Here is a 20,310-nt window from a genome sequence, read left to right on the forward strand (position 1 = left end):
CCAAGGTCAGGACAACTTTGCGCATAGTCATTCGATACTCCTTTTGAATGGGATGCCCTGCGAACAACTCCGCGCTGCGCTGCTCCGTTCCGAATGAAAGCGTCACTGGAACCTGTGAACCAATCTCATCTGCAAACGTTGGCATCCCTTCTAGCGAAGGAGAAACTGATGGCTGTCGAAGCAAATACTGGAAACCTGATCTCCAGCGACAAAGAGTCGGGGAAAGCCATCTATGGTGCCGAAGACAAGAAGATAGGTTCCATAGAACACGTCATGATCGACAAGAGCACCGGAGAGATTGCTTACGCCGTTCTGAGCTTCGGTGGGTTCATGGGAATTGGCAACGATCACTACCCGGTGCCGTGGAAAGTGCTCAGATATGACTCCGAGCTTGGCGGCTACCGCAGCGACATAAGCGGAAATCGGCTGAAGGGCGCACCGAAGCACGGCTCCGAGTTGTATGACTGGTCAGCCCGACGCGCAGAGCTGGACGACTACTACAACGATGTCGTGATACGTCCAGGCTAGATCGCTTTGGATGAGATGCAGATGGACGGGCCAAGATTGTGGCCATTCCACTTTATGTCAGCAAGTCATGCTAAGGAGGGATTATGGCAAAGATTGAAGACGGACATATCGTCGAGACTGCAAGAGAAGCGCGAGGAGCAGAACGCGGACCCACGGTACGTAACGTGTTGGTCGCCGGAACTGGACTGGTCGTAGCTGCCTTCGTGATTGTTTACCTCGTGTACTTCGGAGCCTGAGTCCAAACAGGGCTCCTCTCAACGTCAATTGACCCGCCGGAATATCCGGCGGGTTTTTCTTGCGACCTGGGTATTTTCCGTGCGCAAACGTCGCGGATGCGTGCGGCAGGAGCCTGACGTTATTTCCCGCCCTTAAGCACTTTGCGAACCGCATCGAAGGTTCGCTGTTCGTCTGGCTCTACCTGCTCGAACCAATGGCCGGGAGGATATTTGGCGATACGGCGAGCAAAAAACGAAGCGGGCTGCCATTCATCACGATTCATCTTTGTAAAAATAATGACGCCGCTATGCGTGAAGTACGACGGACCTGTAATGTCGCAATTCACCGAAAGCTGTAGCCGCCAAAGATCATCCTTCGCCATCTTTTCCGGCAGAACGACGTAGTCAAGCGAGACAGGGTTGCCGATCGTGCAACGTCCTTTCTTCAAAAGATCGCCCAGTCCACCCTGTGCGGTAGCGACAAAGTCGTAGTTGGACGCATCGTGCAGGAAGGCCACGTTGGGCTGCGGATATCCGTCCGCGATCTCGCGGGCAATAAGCGACAGCGCAAAGGGTCGCCAGCCGAGTTCCATCGTCCTCACTCGGGCCGGCCCGAGTGACACCACACCATCGGCCGAAACGTCCCATGTAATTTCGTGTTCGTCGTCACGCGTGTCGCTTGGACTTCTGGCCCAGGAAAGGGACGCGAAATCGTCGGAACCATGCTTCTGTTCGCTGTCCCACTCTCTCGGGACGAAGTGGGCGACCTCGGAAACACGGGACAGTATCTCATCGATCGTCGCTCCGTCCTGGGCCCGCCAGGTCGTCTTGATGCGTTTTATAAAGGCGTCTTCTTCGGCATGCCCATAACCGAAAATTGCGCTTGCGATTACCAACGTAGCAAAGAGCAACGGCCAGCGATGAGTCATACGGACTGTCCCAATCAATTTGCATCATCCAAACATACGGGTGTCTTCTTACCCCTGTACAAATAGTCGCAGAGCGGTCATAGTCGACAACTGGCCCGAAGGGAGCGAAGTCAACAAGACAACACAAGAGGGAGGCACGTGATGGACGAACACAACCACTCTAGTCGGTTGATCGGTGGCATTGTCATTCTCGCCGCGGTGTTTTTCGGCAGCGTGGGCTTGGTATGGAGTTCCGGCGCCCCGCTTCCGTCGAAAGCGATGGCAGAAGCTCCGCCGAAACCGAAAGCGGCAGTCGCCTCCGAAGCTGAGGTCGCCGGACTTGACAAGCGAATGGCCGCGCTCGAAGCCAAGGTGCAAGCTCCTGCCCCAGCCGTAGATACTTCGCAAATCGAGGCGCAGATCAAGGGACTGGAATCGCGGCTCGCCGCCATGCACACGCAACTGGGCACGTTCAAGGCGTCCGATTTCGACGCGCTCAGGACCAAGCTAGACAATGCCGGGACCACTCCGAAGTCTGTCAAGACGACCATCGAGTCGCTCCAGACGGATGTAGGAAACCTGCGGACACGCTTCGATCAGCTTTCGCAACAGGTCGCGTCCGAGACAGCATCGGAGAGCAAATCAAGCTCGCATAAATCGCATTCAAAGAGATAGTGCAGTCATCTTCGCCGCGAAGTCACGGCCCGTCAGAGCGATTCCAAATTGAAATGGATCGCGAGCCTCCCCGCTTCTGATTTCATCAGAAGCGGGGCTCAATGATTTTATTTGCGTTTTGAGGATGAGGTCGGCCTATCCGGGGGATCCGCTCGAGGACATGCGTCCCTCAGAAACAGGCGTCCCTCAGAAAAACGGCTGCACGACGAACCCGCCGCCGCTGACTGACGTCGCTGGGCCAATGCACTGGCATCGACCGGAAAACTGAGTTCCCGAGGTTGTCGGGACAATTGCCTTGCGCTATAAGTTTCCATATTAGGAAACTATTGGCGCGCCATGACGCTCACGCTCTACATGCACCCGCTGGCCTCGTTCTGCCACAAGGTGCTGATCGGACTATACGAAAACGGAACCGCTTTCGAGAGTCAGACAGTCGATTTCGCAGATTCTGGCTCGGCGGCCGCTCATCTCGAACGATGGCCGGTGGGAAAGATCCCGGTCCTCCATGACAGTGTGACAGGGCGCATCGTCCCGGAGACCAGCATCATCATCGAGTACCTGCAGGCACACTACCCGGGACCTGTTCGGCTGCTGCCCAGCGATGCCGAGCAGCAATTACAGGTGCGTCTGTGGGATCGCTTTTTCGATCTCTATGTGAGTGTGCCGATGCAGAAGATCGTCACGGACAAAATCCGTCCGGCGAATGCAAGCGATCCTCTTGGTGTTGGCGAAGCGAGATCGACGCTCGACCAGGCCTACTCGATGATCGAAGACCAAATTCGGGACAAGCACTGGACCACCGGCGACGACTTCACCATGGCGGACTGTTCGGCTTTGCCTGCACTCTTCTTCGCGTCCATCGTCCATCCGTTTTCCCGCGACCAGCGACATGTGGCCGCATATCTGGAGCGCCTGATGCAGCGTCCGTCAGCCAGCCGCGTGATCGCCGAAGCTCGGCCCTACTTTGCCCTGTTCCCCTTCCGGGACGCGATGCCGAAGCATTACCTTCAAACGTAGCGGTGACCGCTTTGCCCGCGGCCGGCTTCGATCGGGTATTCCACGCTCTCTCCGATCCATATCGAAGGGAGTTCGTCGAGCAGCTTGCCAAGGGCCCTGCTTCCGTGAAGGAACTGGCAGCGTCGGCCGATGTGGGCCTGCCCGCGGTTCTCAAGCACCTGCGCGTCCTTGAGGAGGGCGGCATCGTGGTCTCCCAGAAAGTCGGACGGGTTCGGACTTATCGTATGCGACAGGACGCCTTTCACGCGATCAACGGTTGGATCGAACAGCGACATGCGGAGATGAACGCCGCCTTCGACCGATTATCGTCGTTGATGGCGGAAGTGCCCGAAGAAAAGGATCATTGATGGGCGTCAGTGTGGATCATCGTACGTTCGTCATCACGCGCGATCTACCCGGTGGAACGGGGCACGCGTTCCGTTTCTGGTCGGATCACCGGTTGAAGCGGCTCTGGAGCGCCTGTCATCCCGATTGGCAAGTTACCGAAGACCATTTCGATTTCAGGATGGGCGGCAGCGAGCGGCTGATCTGGCGAACTCCCAGTGGTACAGAGCATGCGATGCTCGCCCACTACCTCGACATCTCACCCCGCCAGCGCATCGTCTACGCCTACGCGATGCGCTCGGGCGAAAGAAGCATCTCATCCTCCCTGGTGACGGTCGAGTTTACGGGAGCGGCCGGCGGGACGATTATGACGTTCACAGAGCAGGCCGTTTTCAACGACGCCAGGGATGGCGACTTTCGCGAGAGCGGCACCGGCGTTGGATTCGAACGCCTCCGTGAGGTCATGGCCGCGTCGTTGATGCGCGGAGCAGCTTCGGCTGAGTGATCCCATGCCCTGTTAAGGGAAACGAGCGAAATTTTCAGCGCAAGTCACGCATGGTCCGGAAGTTGATCGCGACGAGCCGCCTTCGCCATGAGAGGACCTTCCCTCGTCGTCAGTACACGATCCCATCGGCGCACCGTGAAGTAAAGGTTAAGAAGAATATCCTGTCTCCGAGGTTCGCTGCACCGGCGTGATGCGTCGCACCTTGTCGCTATCTCAAAGTTCCTCATGCGCTGTCGCATTGACGCGCTCACGCCCTCTTTGACATAATGGCGCCGGGACAAGACAAAATGCCGGGTTAAGAGCGGAACACCATGAAAAATGGGCTGTATTCGGTTCATGTCGCCTTGCTTGACGGGCGTGTGGGCAAAGGCAGCGGAGTCGTGATGTTTCGCGACGGCAAGATCCTCGGCGGCGATGCCTATCTGTTCTATACCGGCAGTTATTTCACAAAAAGCGACGGTACGTTCAGGGGCGAGGTTCTGGTCCAGTGCCACACGCCGAGCCCTGACGGAAACCTGCTGTTCAGCAGCACTGAACCCGTGGGCGTCGGCGTGACCGGCACATTCACCGATACGACCGGCACGATGAACGGCACGGCTCTGGTCGGAAAGGCCAGCCAGATTTTTCAGGCGACGCTGCGCAAATTGGCCGATACGGACTGACGCTCCGACGCTCGCGATTTTGAGGCCAAAGTCCATCGCACGCACCTTCGCTGCGCATTTGCCGCGAACAACGCTGGGTATACGCAAGTCCGGGCTGCTACTCCGCTGCCAGCTCCATCGGAGCGATGCGTGGCAAAACGATGCGAATCCGCGTGCCCTCTCCGGATCCCGAGTCGAGATCGAGGCGCCCGCCGAGACGGTTCGTCACGATGTTGTAAACGATATGCAAGCCGAGACCGGTGCCACCCTGATCGCGCCGCGTGGTAAAGAACGGGTCGAAAGCCTTGCGCCGGACATCGGGACTCATGCCGCATCCGTTATCGGAAAACAGGATCTCGACATTGTCCTGGTTGACTTCCCGTACGTTGATATCAACCGCGCCGCCCTCGCCGTCCGGAAACGCATGCGCCAACGAGTTGAGAAACAGATTGGTGAGCACCTGCCCGTAAGGGCCGGGATAGCTGTTCATCATAAGATTGGGTTCGCAATCGACGGTCAGCGTCACGTTTTGTTTGCGCAGGCCCGGACGCAGACTCATGACGACCTGCTCGGTGAGTTCGCCGAGGTCGAAAATCCGCTTGTCCGAATAATTACGATCGGCGGCAACCTGCTTGAACGATTGAACCAGTTCGGCCGCGCGATTGAGATTGGCGACAAGCTGCGAGGCCGCATCGCGATTGGTCGCGACAAAATCGTTCAGGCTCGAGCGCCGCAGCTCGCCGCGTTCGACTTCCTCGGCGAACACCGCGATCTTGCGCTCCAGGGACGACGCTACTGTCAGGCTGATGCCGACAGGATTGTTGACTTCGTGAGCGACGCCCGCCACGAGACGGCCGAGCGCCGCGAGTTTCTCCGCCTCGATCAACGAGTTCTGGGTCTCGCGCAGGTTGCGCAGCGCCGCTTCGGCCGCATCCTTGGCCTGCCGCATTTCCTGCTCGTTGCGCTTGCGGTCGGCGATGTCGAGCGCGACCGTGACGATGTTCTCGATACGACCATCGGCACCACGGATCGGCAGCTTGTTGACCAGCCATTGTCGCATCGCGCCCGACGAATCCTCGTATTCCTCTTCGTAGAAGCCAAGCTCCTTGCCGCTCTCAAGAACACGCTTGTCGTTTTCGTCGGTCTTGGCAGCTCCGTAACGCGACATCAGATCGCTCGTCGTTCGGCCGATCGCATCTGCGGGCTCGATCCCGAAGATGCCTGCCATGTAACGGTTCATCAGCACATAACGCAGGTCGGCGTTCTTGACGTTGATCACCGCCGGCACGGTGTCGACGACGAGTTGCAGCACGCGCCGTCCTTCCGCGATCGCCTCCTCGGCCCGCCGCTGGTCAGTAATGTCGCGAACCACGCCTTCATAGCGAACGATAAGACCGTTCTCATCGCGCACGGCGGTCGCGCTGTCGGAAAGCCAGAGAATGCTGCCGTCGCGGTGACGGACCTGATACTCGAACTCGCGAACCGTCCCCTCGCGTTCCATCCGCAACTGGTATTCAACGCGCGCCTTCGGGTCGATATAGATCGTCTGCGCGATATCGCCGATATCGCGGATCAGATCTTCTGACGTGTCATAGCCCATGATCCGCGCCAACGCCGGATTGGCGTCAAGCAATTGACCGGCCGGCGTCGTGACATAGATGCCATCGACCGATCCTTCGAACAGCTTGCGGTAGCTCTCCTCGGCGAGCCGCTGCTCGGAGAGCGCGCGAACGGCAGCTTCCCGCGCCGAGTCGGCTTCAGCAAGCGTCCGGCGAAACACTTCGGCGGCGCGCGCGATATCGCCGATCTCGTTATCGACGTGCGTTGCGGGAATCGAGGTTTCCTTTTCGCCGCCCGCCACTCTCCGGATCGCTCGCGCGATGGCCTTCAAGGGCCGGATCGTGCGCCGCACCACGAACATGGCGGCAAGCAAGCCGATTATGATTCCCGCACTGCCGAAAACGATGCTCTGCCATTTGGTTTCGGCTAGCGTCCGCGCGAAATCGCGCGACAGCACCTGCTCGCGCTGCGCGCTGAGTTCGCGCAACAATTTGGTGACCCGGCCGATCAGCCTGCCTTCGGTGCCCAACACATCCCGGTCGATATCAGCGATCTGACGCTCCCGCAGGGATATTGCGATAACGGCGTCGGCATAGGCCTCGACGGCATCACGTACCGCAGGTGTGCCGATCCGGATGGCGCGCATCTTTTCCGCCGATTGCTCTGCAGCAGCGGGGTCATGCCCGAGCAGGGCTGCGGCGACATCGCTCTGGGCCCGAAACAACGTTTTTGAGGCCAACTGATCGGCAGCCTGCTCGGTTACGGCTTCGAGCTTCTCGCGAAGCCGGGGGAGAGTTTCGATCAACTGCGCGCGGCTTGCGATCAGGTCACTCACCCGGGCGATACCGCTACGGTAAGCTTCCAACCGTGTCGTAACGCCGTCGATCATCTCCTGCTGTTCCGGCGCAAGCTCGATGCGGGTCTTCTTGAGCACCTCATTGAGCGATGATGCGGCTCCCCACACCTGGCCGGACTGCGCGCCGGGATCGGTGACGTAGTCTCGCGCTGCAAGACGAAGCTCGTTCATGCGGCGATCGATTTCCTCGGCAAGGTCGCCGACCTTGTCCAGCCGCTGCAACTCGGCGAAGGTATTATCGAGATGACGGGTCGCGACAACATTGGCCACGCTGGTTATCGCGATGATCGACAGCACCAGCAAAAATCCGCCGAAGGTAATCTGACCGATCGACAGCGATGACGATCGCATCCGCTGAACAAGTGCTCCGAACCTGGATTGCATGGCGCTTTGGACCGCCCTCCCGACGGTTCAATATAGGCCGGATTGCCGCTGCGGGAAACATCGAGTCGTTGTTAACCCGGCGGGGCAACCGCCACGTTAATATTTGGGAGAACCGGCGCGCGTCCTTGGAGAGCTACGCCGCCGTCGTCTTATTCCGCGGCGATCTGCCGTGGCGCCGGTGGAGTGTCCGCAAGCTCGCGCATTAACTCCGAATGGCGAATCCTGGCGCCGGCCACCGCCATTTCCTTGACCGGACCGTAGCCGCGAATGCGATCCGGCAGCGACAGCAACTCGACCGCGCCCTCGGCATTGGCCGGCGAAAGCCTGTCCAGAACGAAGGCGACGTCCTTCTCGTACCCTGCGATCAGATCGCGCTCCAGCCTGCGCTCGGCGCTATAGCTGAACACATCGAAGGCGGTACCGCGCAGGCCCTTCATCTTCGCCAGCAGACGGAAGGCCGGCATCATCCGTGACCCGCTATATGACTTTTTGACAGGGCGCCCGAGCGCATCCGTCTTGCTGGAAAACATCGGCGGCGCGAGATGGAAGCTGATCTTGTAGTCGCCCTCGAACTGATCGCCAAGCTGCTTTTCGAAGTGGCCGTCGGTGTAGAGCCGCGCCACCTCGTACTCGTCCTTGTAGGCGAGCAGCTTTGCGTAATTGACGGCGACCGCCCGCGGCAACGCGTCGCCATAACCGCCTTGCACCGCCACGTTCCTGACGCGATCGACCATCACGCGATATTTCTCCGCAAGCCTTCTATTCTGGTAGTCGGCAAGATAGGCCGAGCGGTGCGCGACAATCTCGTCGAGCGACATCTGTTCGAGCGTCTTCACCGCTTTCGGCTCGTCATTTCCCTTCATCATCTCCGTGAGGCGCGCAGAGTCGATCACTGCAAGCCGTCCGAGCCGAAACGCCTCGATATTCATCTTGACCGCGACGCCGTTCACCCCGATCGCCTGCTCGATCGCTTCCGCCGTCAGCGGCAGCAGGCCTTTCTGATAGGCATATCCCATCATCATCATGTTGGTGGCAATGGAGTCGCCGAGCAATAACTCGGCCGGCGTGGTGAAGTCCATGAAAGTCGCGTCCTTGCATAGCGCCGTTTCAAGGACGCGGCCGACCTTGCCGCTTTGAAAATTGAAGTCCCGGTTGAGGACGAAATCCGCGGTCGGAATAAGATGGGTGTTGATGACGCCATGCGTGCGGCTCGACTCGCATAGCGTCATCGTGTCCTTGGCCGCCGCAACCACCTCATCGGCGGCGATGACAAGATCGGCGGTACCGGTGACGATCCGCGAACAGGTTACCTCGGCAGGATTCCGCGACAACCGGACATGGCTCAGAACCGCACCGCCCTTCTGGGCGAGGCCGGACATGTCCAGGATCATGCTGGCCTTGCCTTCGATATGCGCGGCCATGCCGAGCAGTGCGCCGATGGTCAGCACGCCCGTGCCGCCGACGCCTCCGACCGCAATGTTGTACGGCTGCTCCAGCGATGGCCGCGACGGCGGTTCCGGCAGTTCTCCGATCGCGCCGAGATCCGCTGGCGCACGCTGGCGCAGGTGACCGCCGTCGACCGTAACGAACGACGGGCAGAAGCCCTTGATGCAGGAATAATCCTTGTTGCACGACGACTGGTTGATGGTGCGCTTGCGTCCCATCTCGGTCTCGAGCGGCTCCACCGAAATGCAGTTCGACTGCACGGAGCAGTCGCCGCAGCCCTCGCAGACGGCCGGATTGATCAGAACGCGGCGCTGCGGATCTTCCATGGTGCCGCGTTTGCGTCGCCGGCGCTTCTCGGCGGCGCAGGTCTGCACGAACACGATCGCCGAAACGCCCTTGGTCTCCCGGCAGGTTTTCATGACCGTATCGAGGTCGTCGCGATGCGCGGTTCGGGTCCCCGGCGCGATATCGGCGGCCGGGTAAGCGTCCGGATTTTCGGAGACGAGATAGATGTCGCGGACACCTTCGGCGTGAAGTTGAAAGGTGATCCGCTGCGGCGACAGATCGCCATCGACATGCTGGCCGCCAGTCATGGCGACGGCATCATTATAGAGAATCTTGTAGGTGATGTTCGCCTTGGAAGCGACCGCCTGGCGGATCGCGAGGCTTCCCGAATGGAAATAGGTGCCGTCGCCGAGATTGGCGAAGATGTGCTTCTCATTGGTGAACGGCGCAATTCCGACCCACGGCGCGCCTTCGCCGCCCATGTGGGTAAAGGTTTCTGTATTGCGATCCATCCAGATCGCCATGTAGTGGCAACCGATGCCGGCGGTGGCGCGACTGCCTTCGGGCACCTTGGTCGAGGTGTTGTGGGGGCAGCCCGAGCAGAAATAAGGCACGCGCGCGATCGGGGACGCCGCTTGCATTTGCGTAGCCTGCCGGCCGTTGAACCAGTCGGCCTTGGCGCGCAACATCTCGGCGATTTCCGGGTTGAGGTTCAAACGCAGCAACCGTTCGGTCAGCGATGTCGCCAGCGACGCGACGCTCAATTCCTCCGCGAACGGCAGGAACCGCTTGTCGTGATCGTCCATTTTGCCGACGATGCGCGGCCGCACGTCGTCGCGCCAGTTGAACAACTCCTGCTTGACCTGGTTCTCGACGATTTCGCGGCGTTCCTCGACGATGAAGATTTCCTCGAGACCGACGGCGAATTCGCGCACGCCCTGCGGCTCCAGCGGCCATGGCATGCCGATCTTGTAAAGTCGCAATCCGATCCGCGCGGCAATCTGCTCGGTGATTCCGAGTTCGCGCAACGCCTGCCGCATATCTTCGTAGCTTTTTCCGGACGCCATGATGCCGAACCGCGCGTGCGGCGAGTCCATGGTGATGCGGTTGATTCTGTTGGCGCGCGCGAACGCGACGGCGGCAAAACCCTTATAATCCTGCAAGCGCCGGTCCTGATCGTAGCGATCGTCGGGCCAGCGCAGGTTCAGGCCGCCGCGCGGCATCTCGAAATCGGGCGGCATGACAAACGGTGTCAATTCGTCGGCCAGGTCGATCTCGGCGGTGGTCTCAACCGTTTCGGTAACGACCTTCATCCCGACCCAGCAGCCGGAATAGCGCGACATTGCGATGCCAAGCAGACCCATCTGGATCATTTCATGGATCGAGGACGGATAGAGGTAGGGCATCAGCGCCGCGATGAATGCGTGGTCAGACTGATGCGGCACGGTGGAGGATTTGGCGCCATGGTCGTCGCCGGCCAGGCACAGCACGCCGCCGTGCCTCGCCGAACCCGCGGCATTGCCGTGCCGGAACACGTCGCCGCAGCGGTCGACACCGGGACCTTTGCCGTACCAGATCCCGACCACGCCGTCGTAGGCCGCACCGGGCGAAAGATGGAGCTGTTGCGAACCCCAGACCGCGGTCGCCGCGAGATCCTCATTCACGCCGGGCTGGAATTTGATGTTGTAGCGTTCGAGATGGCTGCGCGCGGCGAAGAGCTGCTGGTCGTAACCGCCGAGCGGCGAGCCGCGATAGCCGGAAATGAAGCCGGCAGTATTAAGGCCCGCGGCGCGGTCGCGACGGATTTGCGCCATCGGCAAACGAACAAGCGCCTGGAGGCCCGTTGTGAAGATGTGACCGGTACCCTGGGTGTATTTCTGATCGAGACTGATCGGACCTTGGTCGATTCCCATTGCACCCTCTGCTCGTGGCTGCGACGGCTCTTTCACAGGTAGTTATGCCTAGCCGTTAGGACCAGTCTTTGCCACGTCACCAACGGAATGCTTTACAACTTTTCGATCTGGTGCAAGCGTCCCAGGGCGCAATTTCGTTACTGAAGAATTGCCGAGGACAGCAGCTTGTGTCGTAACAGGCTCTCCTTAGGCAACGACATGACCGCAAGTCTCTCGTCGGACATGAACGGAAGGCGACAAGCCGAACGCGGCCTTATCACGCATCACGACCAATTGCTGTGCGGGCCGGAACCCTGACAACCCAAACGATTTGCCTTGTCGGAGAATAGAGGACAGGGACGAGGCATGCCTCTTGATGATAAACCGCAACCCGATCCGGCCCTTGCCGAACGTCCGGCCCGCGGCACCCGCATCGCCGTCCATGCGGCCGCTATCGTGGTCATCCTCAGTACGGTGTTCCATGGTCTCAACACCTCGGCAGGCCCCACCGTAAAGAAGGCGGCCACACCGCAATCGATCGAGACAAGTGAGACCACACCGCAATCAACTAGTCCGAACACGGCGCAGAACAACGCCTCTAAGCCGCCGGCAGCGCCTCGCAAGCGTGAGGTGACGCCCTCCAACACGCAACCGGGCGTCACGATCGGCGCCGCCTCGGCCAACTCAACGGAGGCGACAAATCCGCAGAGCAGCAATACACCGGCTCCGACGCCACCACGTAACCGTGAGTTCGGCGCCGGAGCGGCGAGCATCCCCGCTGCCGCTCGCCATTCTTTGCACCGCAGAAGCTTCAGACGGCAAACATCGCATTCAGCTCGCCGCCGGGGTGGGCGGCACCGAGCCCATCGAACGTACCATTCTCGGCGATCTCATTCGCCGCGTGTAAAAAGCCACTCCACGCCACGCGCGCCAAGGCGCCGCCGACGCTGATGCGACGGACGCCGAGATCGGCGGCCTCGGCGACGCTCAGTCCCGGCCAACCGATCAGCAGGTTGAACGGTTTGGGATAAACAGCCTTCACCGCGGTGGCGATGTCATCTTTCGATTTCAGGCCCGGTGCATACAGGCAGTCGGCGCCCGCCTCTGCATAGGCCTGTAACCGGTCTATCGTCAGTTTGAGATCAGGCATCCCCCAGAGGAAAGCCTCGCAACGCCCGACCAGCAGCACGCCGCTGCGATCGGAATCGATGGCCTTGCGCGCTGCGCGGATGCGTTCGATCGAAAGCGTCCTGTCGTAGAGGGGGTCGGCGCTGTCGCCGCTGGAGTCTTCGATCGACAATCCGGCGACGCCTGTCTTTGTCGCGCGCGATACGTTGGCTGCGACGCCGTCCGGCTCGACGGCGAAGCCATTTTCGAAATCGGCATTGACGGGAAGATCCACCGCCGCGCATAGCGCGGTCAGATGGTCACACACGTCGTCCAATGTGATGTGGTTGTCGGCCTTGCCGATCGACCAGGCTAACCCGGCGCTGGTCGACGCCAACGCCTTGAAGCCCATGCCCTGCAACGCCTTGGCGCTGCCGACATCCCAGGGGTTGGGAATCACAAAGCAGCCGCTCTCGTGAAGTTTGCGGAATGCAGCGCGTTTTTCGGCCGTCGATGGCATCTCAAAATCTCCTTCCGTCACATGACAGGCGACTGGTGCAAGCGATCGCATAAACATATACCCGCTTTCTCGACGCGAATGCTTCGGCTAGGATCAAAGTATGAAACCGGCCCCGATATCGCCGTGGTTGCCGCGCTGGTCGGCGATCCCGCGCGCGCCAATATTCTCACCGCGCTGATGACCGGCCGCGCGCTTACTGCGAGCGAGCTTGCGCAGGAGGCCGCCGTCACACCGCAGACCGCGAGTTTTCATCTCGGTCGGCTCGAGGCCGGCGGCCTGATCGAACCCGAGAAACAAGGTCGTCATCGCTACTACCGTCTCACCGGCCCTGACGTGGCCGCCGTGCTGGAGGGGCTGGAAGGCCTCGCAGCGCGCGCCGGTCATCTGCGGGTGCGGACCGGGCCGAAGGAGCCGGCGCTTCGTCGCGCACGCATCTGCTACGATCACCTCGCGGGCGACCTCGGCGTACAAATGCTTGACGCGATGACCCAGAAGAAACTGATCCGCCACCACAGGACTGCCATCGCTCTCACCCCGGAAGGCGAGCGCTTCGTGGGACAGAAGCTCCAGATCGATCTCACGGGGATTACGCGTACGCGACGGCCTCTCTGCAAAGTCTGTCTTGACTGGAGCGCACGCCGCCATCACCTCGCCGGCGCCCTGGGCGCAGCCATCCTGACGCGCTTTGCCGAGTTGAAGTGGACAGTTCGCGATTCGGCTACGGGCAGCCGCGTTATTAACTTCACCAGCATCGGCGAAAAGCAGTTTGCAGCGTTATTCGGCTCTCTGCCAAAGCAAACCGCTTAATCAATGTTTCGTCGGAAACAAAATAGTCTTACCTGCGTTACCTGCGCGTCTTCGACGCGGATGACATTGCTTTTGCAACACTTAGGAGCCCACAGCGTCGCCAGATTTTCGACAGAGTTATTGACCAATTTCACCATGCGAGTCACTGAAGCTGCCGCATTGTCGCGGCCAACCAAGAGGACAATCGATGAAGGCATTTTTTGCAGCAGCACTTCTGGCCGGATCCGTTGCGACCTTCGGTATAGCCGATGCCATGCCGCTGGCGCCGCCGGCATCAGGGGTGAACGCCGATGTCATTCAGGTCGCGGGCGGCTGCGGTCCCGGCTTCCATCGCGGGCCCTACGGCGGATGCCGAGCAAACCGGGGGCCTGTGGTGCGCCCGCATCGTCGTTGCCGCTATTGGGGTCCGGGCCGTCGCGTTTGCCGCACCTGGTGGTAAGGCATTCCCACTGAATTAAAAAAAGGGCGGGATCAATCCCGCCCTTTTTCTTTCAGCCGTTCAGATCACCTTTGGCGGTTTTTTCCGGCGCGACGTCTCAATGCGCCAGAACCCCCAGCAACAGCAGCGCCACGATGTTGGTGATCTTGATCATGGGATTGACCGCCGGACCCGCCGTGTCCTTGTAGGGATCGCCTACGGTGTCGCCGGTCACCGCGGCCTTGTGCGCCTCGGAGCCCTTCCCGCCATGATGGCCGTCTTCGATATACTTCTTGGCATTGTCCCACGCGCCGCCGCCCGAGGTCATCGAGATCGCGACGAACAGGCCGGTCACGATCACGCCGAGCAGCATGGCGCCCACCGCCGAGAACGCGGCGGACTTGCCGGCAGCCCCGCCGCCGGCGATCGCGTAGATCAGGAAGTAGACGACGATCGGCGACAGCACCGGCAACAGCGACGGAATGATCATTTCCTTAATCGCCGCCTTGGTCAGCAGGTCGACGGCCTTGCCGTAATCGGGCTTGTCGGTGCCCCGCATGATGCCGGGCTTGTCACGGAACTGGCGACGCACCTCCTCCACGATCGCACCCGCCGCGCGTCCCACCGCGGTCATGCCCATGGCGCCGAACAGATACGGCAGCAGGCCGCCGAACAGCAAGCCGACCACGACGTAGGGATTGTTCAGCGAGAAGTCCGGATTGACGCCCTGGAAGTAGGCGTGATTTGCGGCGTCGCCGATGAAGAACTTGAGGTCCTGATTATAGGCCGCGAACAGCACCAGCGCTCCGAGGCCGGCGGAGCCGATCGCGTAGCCCTTGGTGACGGCCTTCGTAGTGTTGCCGACAGCGTCGAGCGCGTCGGTCGACTTGCGAACTTCTTTCGGCAGCCCGGCCATTTCCGCGATGCCGCCGGCATTGTCGGTCACCGGACCGAACGCGTCCAGCGCAACGACCATGCCGGCCAGGGCCAGCATGGTCGTGGTCGCGATGGCGATGCCGAACAGGCCGGCAAGGCTATAGGTGACAAGAATGCCCGCAATGATGACGATAGCCGGAAGCGCCGTGGCTTCCATCGAGATCGCCAGTCCCTGAATGACGTTGGTGCCGTGTCCGGTCACCGAGGCCTGGGCGATCGACTTCACCGGCCGATAGTCGGTGCCGGTGTAGTATTCGGTGATCCAGATGATCAGCCCCGTAACGACGAGGCCCGCTACACCACAGGCAAACAGTTCGAGACCGGTATAGCTGACGCCAGCCAGCGGACCGAAGCCAACCAGCCAATAGATCGCCGCGCCGACGCCGATCAGGGACAGGATGCCGGTGGCGATCAGGCCCTTGTAGAGCGCGCCCATGATCGATTCGCTGGTGCCAAGCTTGACGAAAAACGTCCCGACGATCGAGGTGATGATGCAGATGCCGCCGATCGCGAGCGGCAGCGTCATCATGTTCACGAGCAACGGCGAGGTCGCGAAGAAGATCGCGGCCAGCACCATGGTGGCGACCGCGGTCACCGCGTAGGTTTCGAACAGGTCCGCGGCCATGCCGGCGCAGTCGCCGACATTGTCGCCGACGTTGTCGGCAATCGTCGCCGGATTGCGCGGATCGTCTTCCGGAATGCCGGCTTCCACCTTGCCGACGAGGTCGCCGCCGACGTCGGCGCCCTTGGTGAAGATGCCGCCGCCGAGGCGGGCGAAGATCGAGATCAGCGAGGCGCCGAAGCCGAGCGCGACCATCGCGTCGACAACCGTGCGGCTGTTCGCGGCGTAACCGGCGAAGTGCGTCAGGTAGGCGAAATAGATGGTCACGCCGAGCAGCGCCAGACCGGCGACCAGCATGCCCGTGATCGCGCCGGCCTTGAAGGCAAGCTCAAGCCCGCCAGCCAGCGACTTGGTCGCAGCCTGCGCGGTGCGCACGTTGGCGCGAACCGAAACGTTCATGCCGATGAAACCGGCCGCGCCCGACAGGATCGCACCGATGGCGAAGCCGACGGCCACCAGCACGCCGAGGAAATAGGCGAGCAGTCCGAAGATCACGACGCCGACCATTCCGATCGTCGTGTACTGTCGGCGCAGATAGGCTTGCGCGCCCTCCCGTACCGCCGCGGCGATTTCCTGCATCCTCGGATTTCCCGCATCGGCCCGCAATACGGACGAGGTCGCCCAGATGGCATAAACGATCGAAAGCGCTCCGCAGAGCACAATCACTACTAGTGCTGTCATTGAATTTGCCTCAGAATCCCTGAAGTTGCCCCGACAAAGCCGCGAGCCCGCGAACGGACATACCGGAAAACGAAGTCCGCCTCGTTGCAAGGCGACCTCAAATCGGGCGGGACCATGCCAAAATCGAACCTCCGGCGCAACGCCGCCTTACGGCTAAACCGCCGAATTTCGTAAGGAATTGCAATAAAATGCCGGCGCTTGCGGAGAGCCGCAGAGCCTCAGGCCAACCATCGCGCAATTCGAGCGACGGCTTCGCGCATCTCGGCGGCCGAGCGGGCATAGGAAAATCTCAGGAAAGAGCGGCCGCGAAGCGGATCGAAGTCGACGCCGGGGGTTGCGGCGACATGCGCCTCTTCCAGCATCTTCCGCGCAAACTCGTAACTGTCGGAGGTGAACTTCGAGACATCGGCATAGAGGTAGAACGCGCCGTCCGCCGGCAGGAATTCGCTTAATCCGGCTTGCGGCAAACCCGCGATCAAAACATGGCGGTTCGCCTCATAGCCGCGCTTGACGATCTCCATCTCCTCGCGACCCGAAAATGCCGCCTCGGCCGCGATCTGGGACAGCGTCGACACCGAAATCGAGAGGTTCTGCTGCAGCCGTTCGATCGGGCGCACCAGTTGCTCGGGCACCACCATCCAGCCGACCCGCCAACCTGTCATGCAGAAATATTTCGAGAACGAATTGATCACCACGGCGTGCGGCGACAGCTCCGCGGCGGTCACGGCCGGAAACGCGTAGTCGAGGCCGTGATAGATCTCATCGGAAATGAAGCGGATGCCTTCGCTTTCGGCGGCCGCCATCAAATGCGTCAGCGCCTCGCGCGACATCATCGTGCCGGTGGGGTTGGCCGGGCTCGCGACCAGCACGCCCTTCAGCGGCGTTTTGCGGTGCGCTTCCAGCAACGCCTCACCGGTCAGGGCGTGACGGTTCTCGCTCGACGTCTCGATCGGCACCGGCTCGCAGCCGAGCGCCGTCAGGATATGCCGATACGGCGGATAGCCCGGGACCGTCACCGCAACCCGGTCGCCGGGCTCGAACATCGAAAGAAACGCGAGGATGAAGCCGCCCGATGATCCTGTCGTCACGACGATGCGTTCGGGATCGACCGTGCAGCCATAGGCGTCGCGGTAATATTGCGCGATCCGCGTCCGCAGCGACGGAATGCCGAGCGCGGAGGTGTAATCGATCCGGCCGCGATCGAGCGCGGCGCGGGCCGCATCCAGCGCCGCGCGGGGCGCCGGCGCCGATGGCTGGCCGACCTCCATGTGAATGACGTCGCCGCCGGCGGCCTCGATCCGCGCCGCCGCCGCCATCACGTCCATGACCATGAAGGGCGGAACCTGGCTGCGGCCAGATGCCGCCAGCAAGCCTTCAGCCCGGTCTCTCAATGTCGCATCGAGCATGGAAATCTGTTAATGCGCTCTCGCCCGCGCCCACGTCGCTGAAGCCGCGTTGCCGCCGTATTCGGCGGGTTGTTAGGACATATACCGTATTCGGACCAGGTCCAATGATTCCAAGAGCGGTCACCAAAGGAACGATGACCCGGCGCCCCACCCCCGTGCGCCGAGTCTTGTCGAAGTTCACCGCGCTGGTCACCGCCTGCGCGCTCGCGAGCGCCTCGCTGCCGGCCCACGCCCAGCGGTCCAAGGGACCGCCGGTGCTGCGCGATACCGAGACAGAGCAACTGCTGCGCGACTATACGCGCCCGATCCTGCGCGCCGCGGGACTGGAGAAGCAGAAAATCCAGATGGTCATCATCAACGACAAGTCGTTCAACGCCTTCGTCGCCGACGGCCGCCGGATCTTCGTGAACTACGGCGCGATCCTGCAATCGACCACGCCAAACCAGTTGATCGGCGTCCTCGCGCACGAGACCGGGCATCTCGCCGGCGGGCATCTATCCAAATTCCGCGATCAACTCGCGCGAACCCAGACCCAACTGATCATCGCCATGCTGCTCGGCGCGGGAGCGCTCGCCGCGGGAGCCGCCGGTGCCGGCGGAAGCAATGGCGCCGCCAGCAATATCGGCGCGGCCGCGATCAGCGCACCGCAGGAAATCGCGCGCCGCAGCCTGTTGTCCTACCAGCGCCAGCAGGAGGAGAACGCCGATCGCGCCGGCGTGAAATTCCTGAACGCCACCGGTCAATCCGCCCGCGGCATGTACGAAACCTTCAAGCGCTTCACCGACGAAAGCCTGTTCGCGGCCCACGGCGCCGACCCCTATGTGCAATCGCATCCGATGCCGGCCGACCGCGTCGCCGCGCTCGCCGAACTCGCCAAGACGAGTCCCAATTGGGACAAGAAGGACGATCCCGCCCTGCAAATGCGTCACGACATGGTGCGGGCCAAGATATCGGCGTTCATGGAACGCCAGGACACCGTATACCGCCGCTATCCGATGTCCGACACCAGCCTGCCCGCCCGCTACGCGCACGCCATCAGCACCTATCTGCACGGCGATCTTCGCGCGGCCGTCGAGCAAATCGACGCGCTGATCAAGCTGCAGCCGCAGAATCCCTATTTCTACGAAGTGCGTGGACAGGCCCTGCTCGAGGGCGGGCGTCCGGCGGAAGCGATTGCCCCGCTGCGGCGCGCGGTCCAGTTATCCCACAATGCCCCGCTCATCGAGATGCTGCTCGGGCAGGCGCTCGTGGCCTCGAACAATGCGGCCAACACCAATGAAGCTATTGCAATCCTGCGCGCGGCGCTCGCCAGCGAGCCTGAAGCGCCGCTGGGATATATGCAGCTCGCGATGGCATACGGCCGCAAGGGCGATTACGCCCAGGCCGATCTCGCCTCAGCTCAGGCCGCCTTTCTGCGCGGCGACAACAAGACAGCGCGTGAACTCGCATCGCGCGCAAAAACCCGTTTCGCCATCGGCACACCCGGATGGGTCAAGGCGGACGACATCGTTTCAGCCAAAATGCCTGACAAGAAAGACTAGAACATGATCCCGGATCCGAAAGGCCGCGCCAGCGCAAGAAGGGTCGCGCCAGCGCAAAGTGAACCGGTTTTCGGACAAGATCATGCTCGATCAGTAAAGCTGGATGAGAATCCGATTCAACGCAGTTGGATTAAGACTCCAACGGAGTTGATTTGACATTCGCCGCAACCTGCTGCGGTCTCGCAATGCGAATGCCAGAACCGGACCACCAGACGGCACCAGCCACGCGCCCGAACAACGAGACACTCCTAAAGGATTTTGACATGCCCTCGCACCGGTTTCTCGCTCCCGTTTTTTTTGCGCTTGCACTCGGAGTTGCGCCCGCGGCTGCTTCCGCACAGAATTTCTCCGACAGCCAGCGCAGCGAGATCGAACAGATCGTCAAAAGCTATCTGCTCGCCCATCCCGAGGTTCTCGAAGAGGTCTCGGCCGAACTCAACAAACGTCAGGCAGCGGCCGAGGCGCTCAAGCATGAGGCCGCGGTTACCGAGAATGCCAAGGCCATCTTCAATTCGCCGCGCGGCGTCGCGCTCGGCAACAAGGACGGTGACGTCACCTTCGTCGAGTTCTTCGACTACAATTGCGGCTACTGCAAGCGCGCGATGGCCGACATGCTCGATCTCCTGAAGTCGGATCCGAAACTCAAGGTCGTCTTGAAGGAATTTCCGGTACTCGGCCCCGGCTCGGTCGAAGCCGCACAGGTCGCAGTGGCCGTCCGCATGCAGGACCCCGGCGGCAAGAAATATCTCGATTTCCATCAACGGCTGCTCGGCGGCCGCGGCCAGGCCGACAAGGCGCGAGCGCTCGCCGCCGCCAAGGACGCCGGTCTCGACATCGCTCGGATCGAAAAGGACATGAACAGTCCCGAAGTCCGTACAACGTTGGAAGAGAACTTCAAACTTGCCGAGGCGATGGGCATGAACGGAACGCCGAGCTATGTGATCGGCAAGCAAGTGGTCGTCGGTGCAGTGGGCCTTGAGACGCTCAAGGAGAAAATCAGCACGGCGCGGTGCGGAAAGGCATCTTGCTGATCGCT

General features: G+C 61.2%; 17 protein-coding genes. 11 read left to right on the forward strand and 6 right to left on the reverse strand.

Annotated elements, in window-relative coordinates; all coding sequences use genetic code 11:
- Positions 1-168: 168 nt before the first annotated feature.
- Both BGN91_RS16040 and BGN91_RS16045 read left to right on the forward strand, forming a co-directional pair.
- A complete protein-coding gene (locus BGN91_RS16040; RefSeq protein ID WP_292614856.1) occupies positions 169-528 on the forward strand; it encodes a PRC-barrel domain-containing protein in 360 nt (119 codons plus the stop codon).
- 83 nt (positions 529-611) lie between these two features.
- Complete coding sequence (locus BGN91_RS16045) at positions 612-764, forward strand: hypothetical protein (protein WP_292614858.1); 153 nt, start codon at positions 612-614, stop codon at positions 762-764.
- A 119-nt stretch (positions 765-883) separates the two neighbouring features.
- Here BGN91_RS16045 and BGN91_RS16050 read toward each other — a convergent pair whose 3' ends face one another.
- Positions 884-1,672: a nodulate formation efficiency C protein gene (locus BGN91_RS16050; protein ID WP_292614859.1), complete on the reverse strand. Its 789-nt coding sequence runs from the start codon at positions 1,670-1,672 to the stop codon at positions 884-886.
- A gap of 141 nt (positions 1,673-1,813) precedes the next feature.
- On the opposite strand from BGN91_RS16050, the gene BGN91_RS16055 reads away from it, so the two are divergent.
- The 5 genes from BGN91_RS16055 to BGN91_RS16075 all read left to right on the forward strand — a co-directional run bounded on the left by BGN91_RS16055 (position 1,814) and on the right by BGN91_RS16075 (position 4,834).
- Complete coding sequence (locus tag BGN91_RS16055; protein ID WP_292614861.1) at positions 1,814-2,326, forward strand: hypothetical protein; 513 nt, start codon at positions 1,814-1,816, stop codon at positions 2,324-2,326.
- Positions 2,327-2,662: 336 nt separating this feature from the next.
- Positions 2,663-3,343 (forward strand): glutathione S-transferase family protein, encoded by a 681-nt coding sequence (locus tag BGN91_RS16060; RefSeq protein WP_292614863.1) that lies wholly within the window; start codon positions 2,663-2,665, stop codon positions 3,341-3,343.
- Between the two features lie 11 nt (positions 3,344-3,354).
- On the forward strand, positions 3,355-3,690 hold the full coding sequence (locus BGN91_RS16065) for a metalloregulator ArsR/SmtB family transcription factor (protein ID WP_292614951.1): 336 nt from the start codon (positions 3,355-3,357) through the stop codon (positions 3,688-3,690).
- Positions 3,690-4,172 (forward strand): SRPBCC domain-containing protein, encoded by a 483-nt coding sequence (locus tag BGN91_RS16070; RefSeq protein WP_292614865.1) that lies wholly within the window; start codon positions 3,690-3,692, stop codon positions 4,170-4,172. The genes BGN91_RS16065 and BGN91_RS16070 overlap by 1 nt, the downstream gene beginning before the upstream one ends.
- Positions 4,173-4,483: 311 nt before the next feature.
- Complete coding sequence (locus BGN91_RS16075) at positions 4,484-4,834, forward strand: GrlR family regulatory protein (RefSeq protein WP_292614867.1); 351 nt, start codon at positions 4,484-4,486, stop codon at positions 4,832-4,834.
- 97 nt (positions 4,835-4,931) lie between these two features.
- Here the strand turns inward: BGN91_RS16075 and BGN91_RS16080 are convergent, their stop codons facing one another.
- From BGN91_RS16080 to BGN91_RS16090, 3 genes are all read right to left on the reverse strand, one after another.
- Positions 4,932-7,613: a PAS domain S-box protein gene (locus BGN91_RS16080; RefSeq protein WP_292614870.1), complete on the reverse strand. Its 2,682-nt coding sequence runs from the start codon at positions 7,611-7,613 to the stop codon at positions 4,932-4,934.
- 149 nt (positions 7,614-7,762) lie between these two features.
- Positions 7,763-11,257, reverse strand: coding sequence for an indolepyruvate ferredoxin oxidoreductase family protein (locus BGN91_RS16085; protein WP_292614872.1), 3,495 nt, complete (start codon positions 11,255-11,257; stop codon positions 7,763-7,765).
- 790 nt (positions 11,258-12,047) lie between these two features.
- The gene (locus BGN91_RS16090) at positions 12,048-12,863 is read right to left on the reverse strand and encodes an isocitrate lyase/phosphoenolpyruvate mutase family protein (protein WP_292614874.1); all 816 of its coding nucleotides are present in this window, start codon (positions 12,861-12,863) and stop codon (positions 12,048-12,050) included.
- Between the two features lie 78 nt (positions 12,864-12,941).
- Between BGN91_RS16090 and BGN91_RS16095 the strand changes: the two genes are divergently transcribed.
- Entirely contained in the window at positions 12,942-13,670 is a 729-nt protein-coding gene (locus BGN91_RS16095; RefSeq protein ID WP_292614876.1) for a winged helix-turn-helix domain-containing protein, read from the forward strand.
- Between the two features lie 187 nt (positions 13,671-13,857).
- Entirely contained in the window at positions 13,858-14,109 is a 252-nt protein-coding gene (locus tag BGN91_RS16100; RefSeq protein ID WP_292614878.1) for a hypothetical protein, read from the forward strand.
- 97 nt (positions 14,110-14,206) lie between these two features.
- Here the strand turns inward: BGN91_RS16100 and BGN91_RS16105 are convergent, their stop codons facing one another.
- Entirely contained in the window at positions 14,207-16,327 is a 2,121-nt protein-coding gene (locus tag BGN91_RS16105) for a sodium-translocating pyrophosphatase (RefSeq protein ID WP_292614880.1), read from the reverse strand.
- A gap of 218 nt (positions 16,328-16,545) precedes the next feature.
- Positions 16,546-17,733 (reverse strand): aminotransferase class I/II-fold pyridoxal phosphate-dependent enzyme, encoded by a 1,188-nt coding sequence (locus tag BGN91_RS16110; RefSeq protein WP_292614882.1) that lies wholly within the window; start codon positions 17,731-17,733, stop codon positions 16,546-16,548.
- Between the two features lie 104 nt (positions 17,734-17,837).
- Between BGN91_RS16110 and BGN91_RS16115 the strand changes: the two genes are divergently transcribed.
- Both BGN91_RS16115 and BGN91_RS16120 read left to right on the forward strand, forming a co-directional pair.
- Entirely contained in the window at positions 17,838-19,274 is a 1,437-nt protein-coding gene (locus BGN91_RS16115; RefSeq protein WP_292614884.1) for a M48 family metalloprotease, read from the forward strand.
- Positions 19,275-19,537: 263 nt separating this feature from the next.
- Positions 19,538-20,305: a DsbA family protein gene (locus BGN91_RS16120; protein WP_292614886.1), complete on the forward strand. Its 768-nt coding sequence runs from the start codon at positions 19,538-19,540 to the stop codon at positions 20,303-20,305.
- Positions 20,306-20,310: the final 5 nt, after the last annotated feature.

The organism is Nitrobacter sp. 62-13, from assembly GCF_001896955.1.
Classification (GTDB): Bacteria; Pseudomonadota; Alphaproteobacteria; order Rhizobiales; family Xanthobacteraceae; genus Nitrobacter.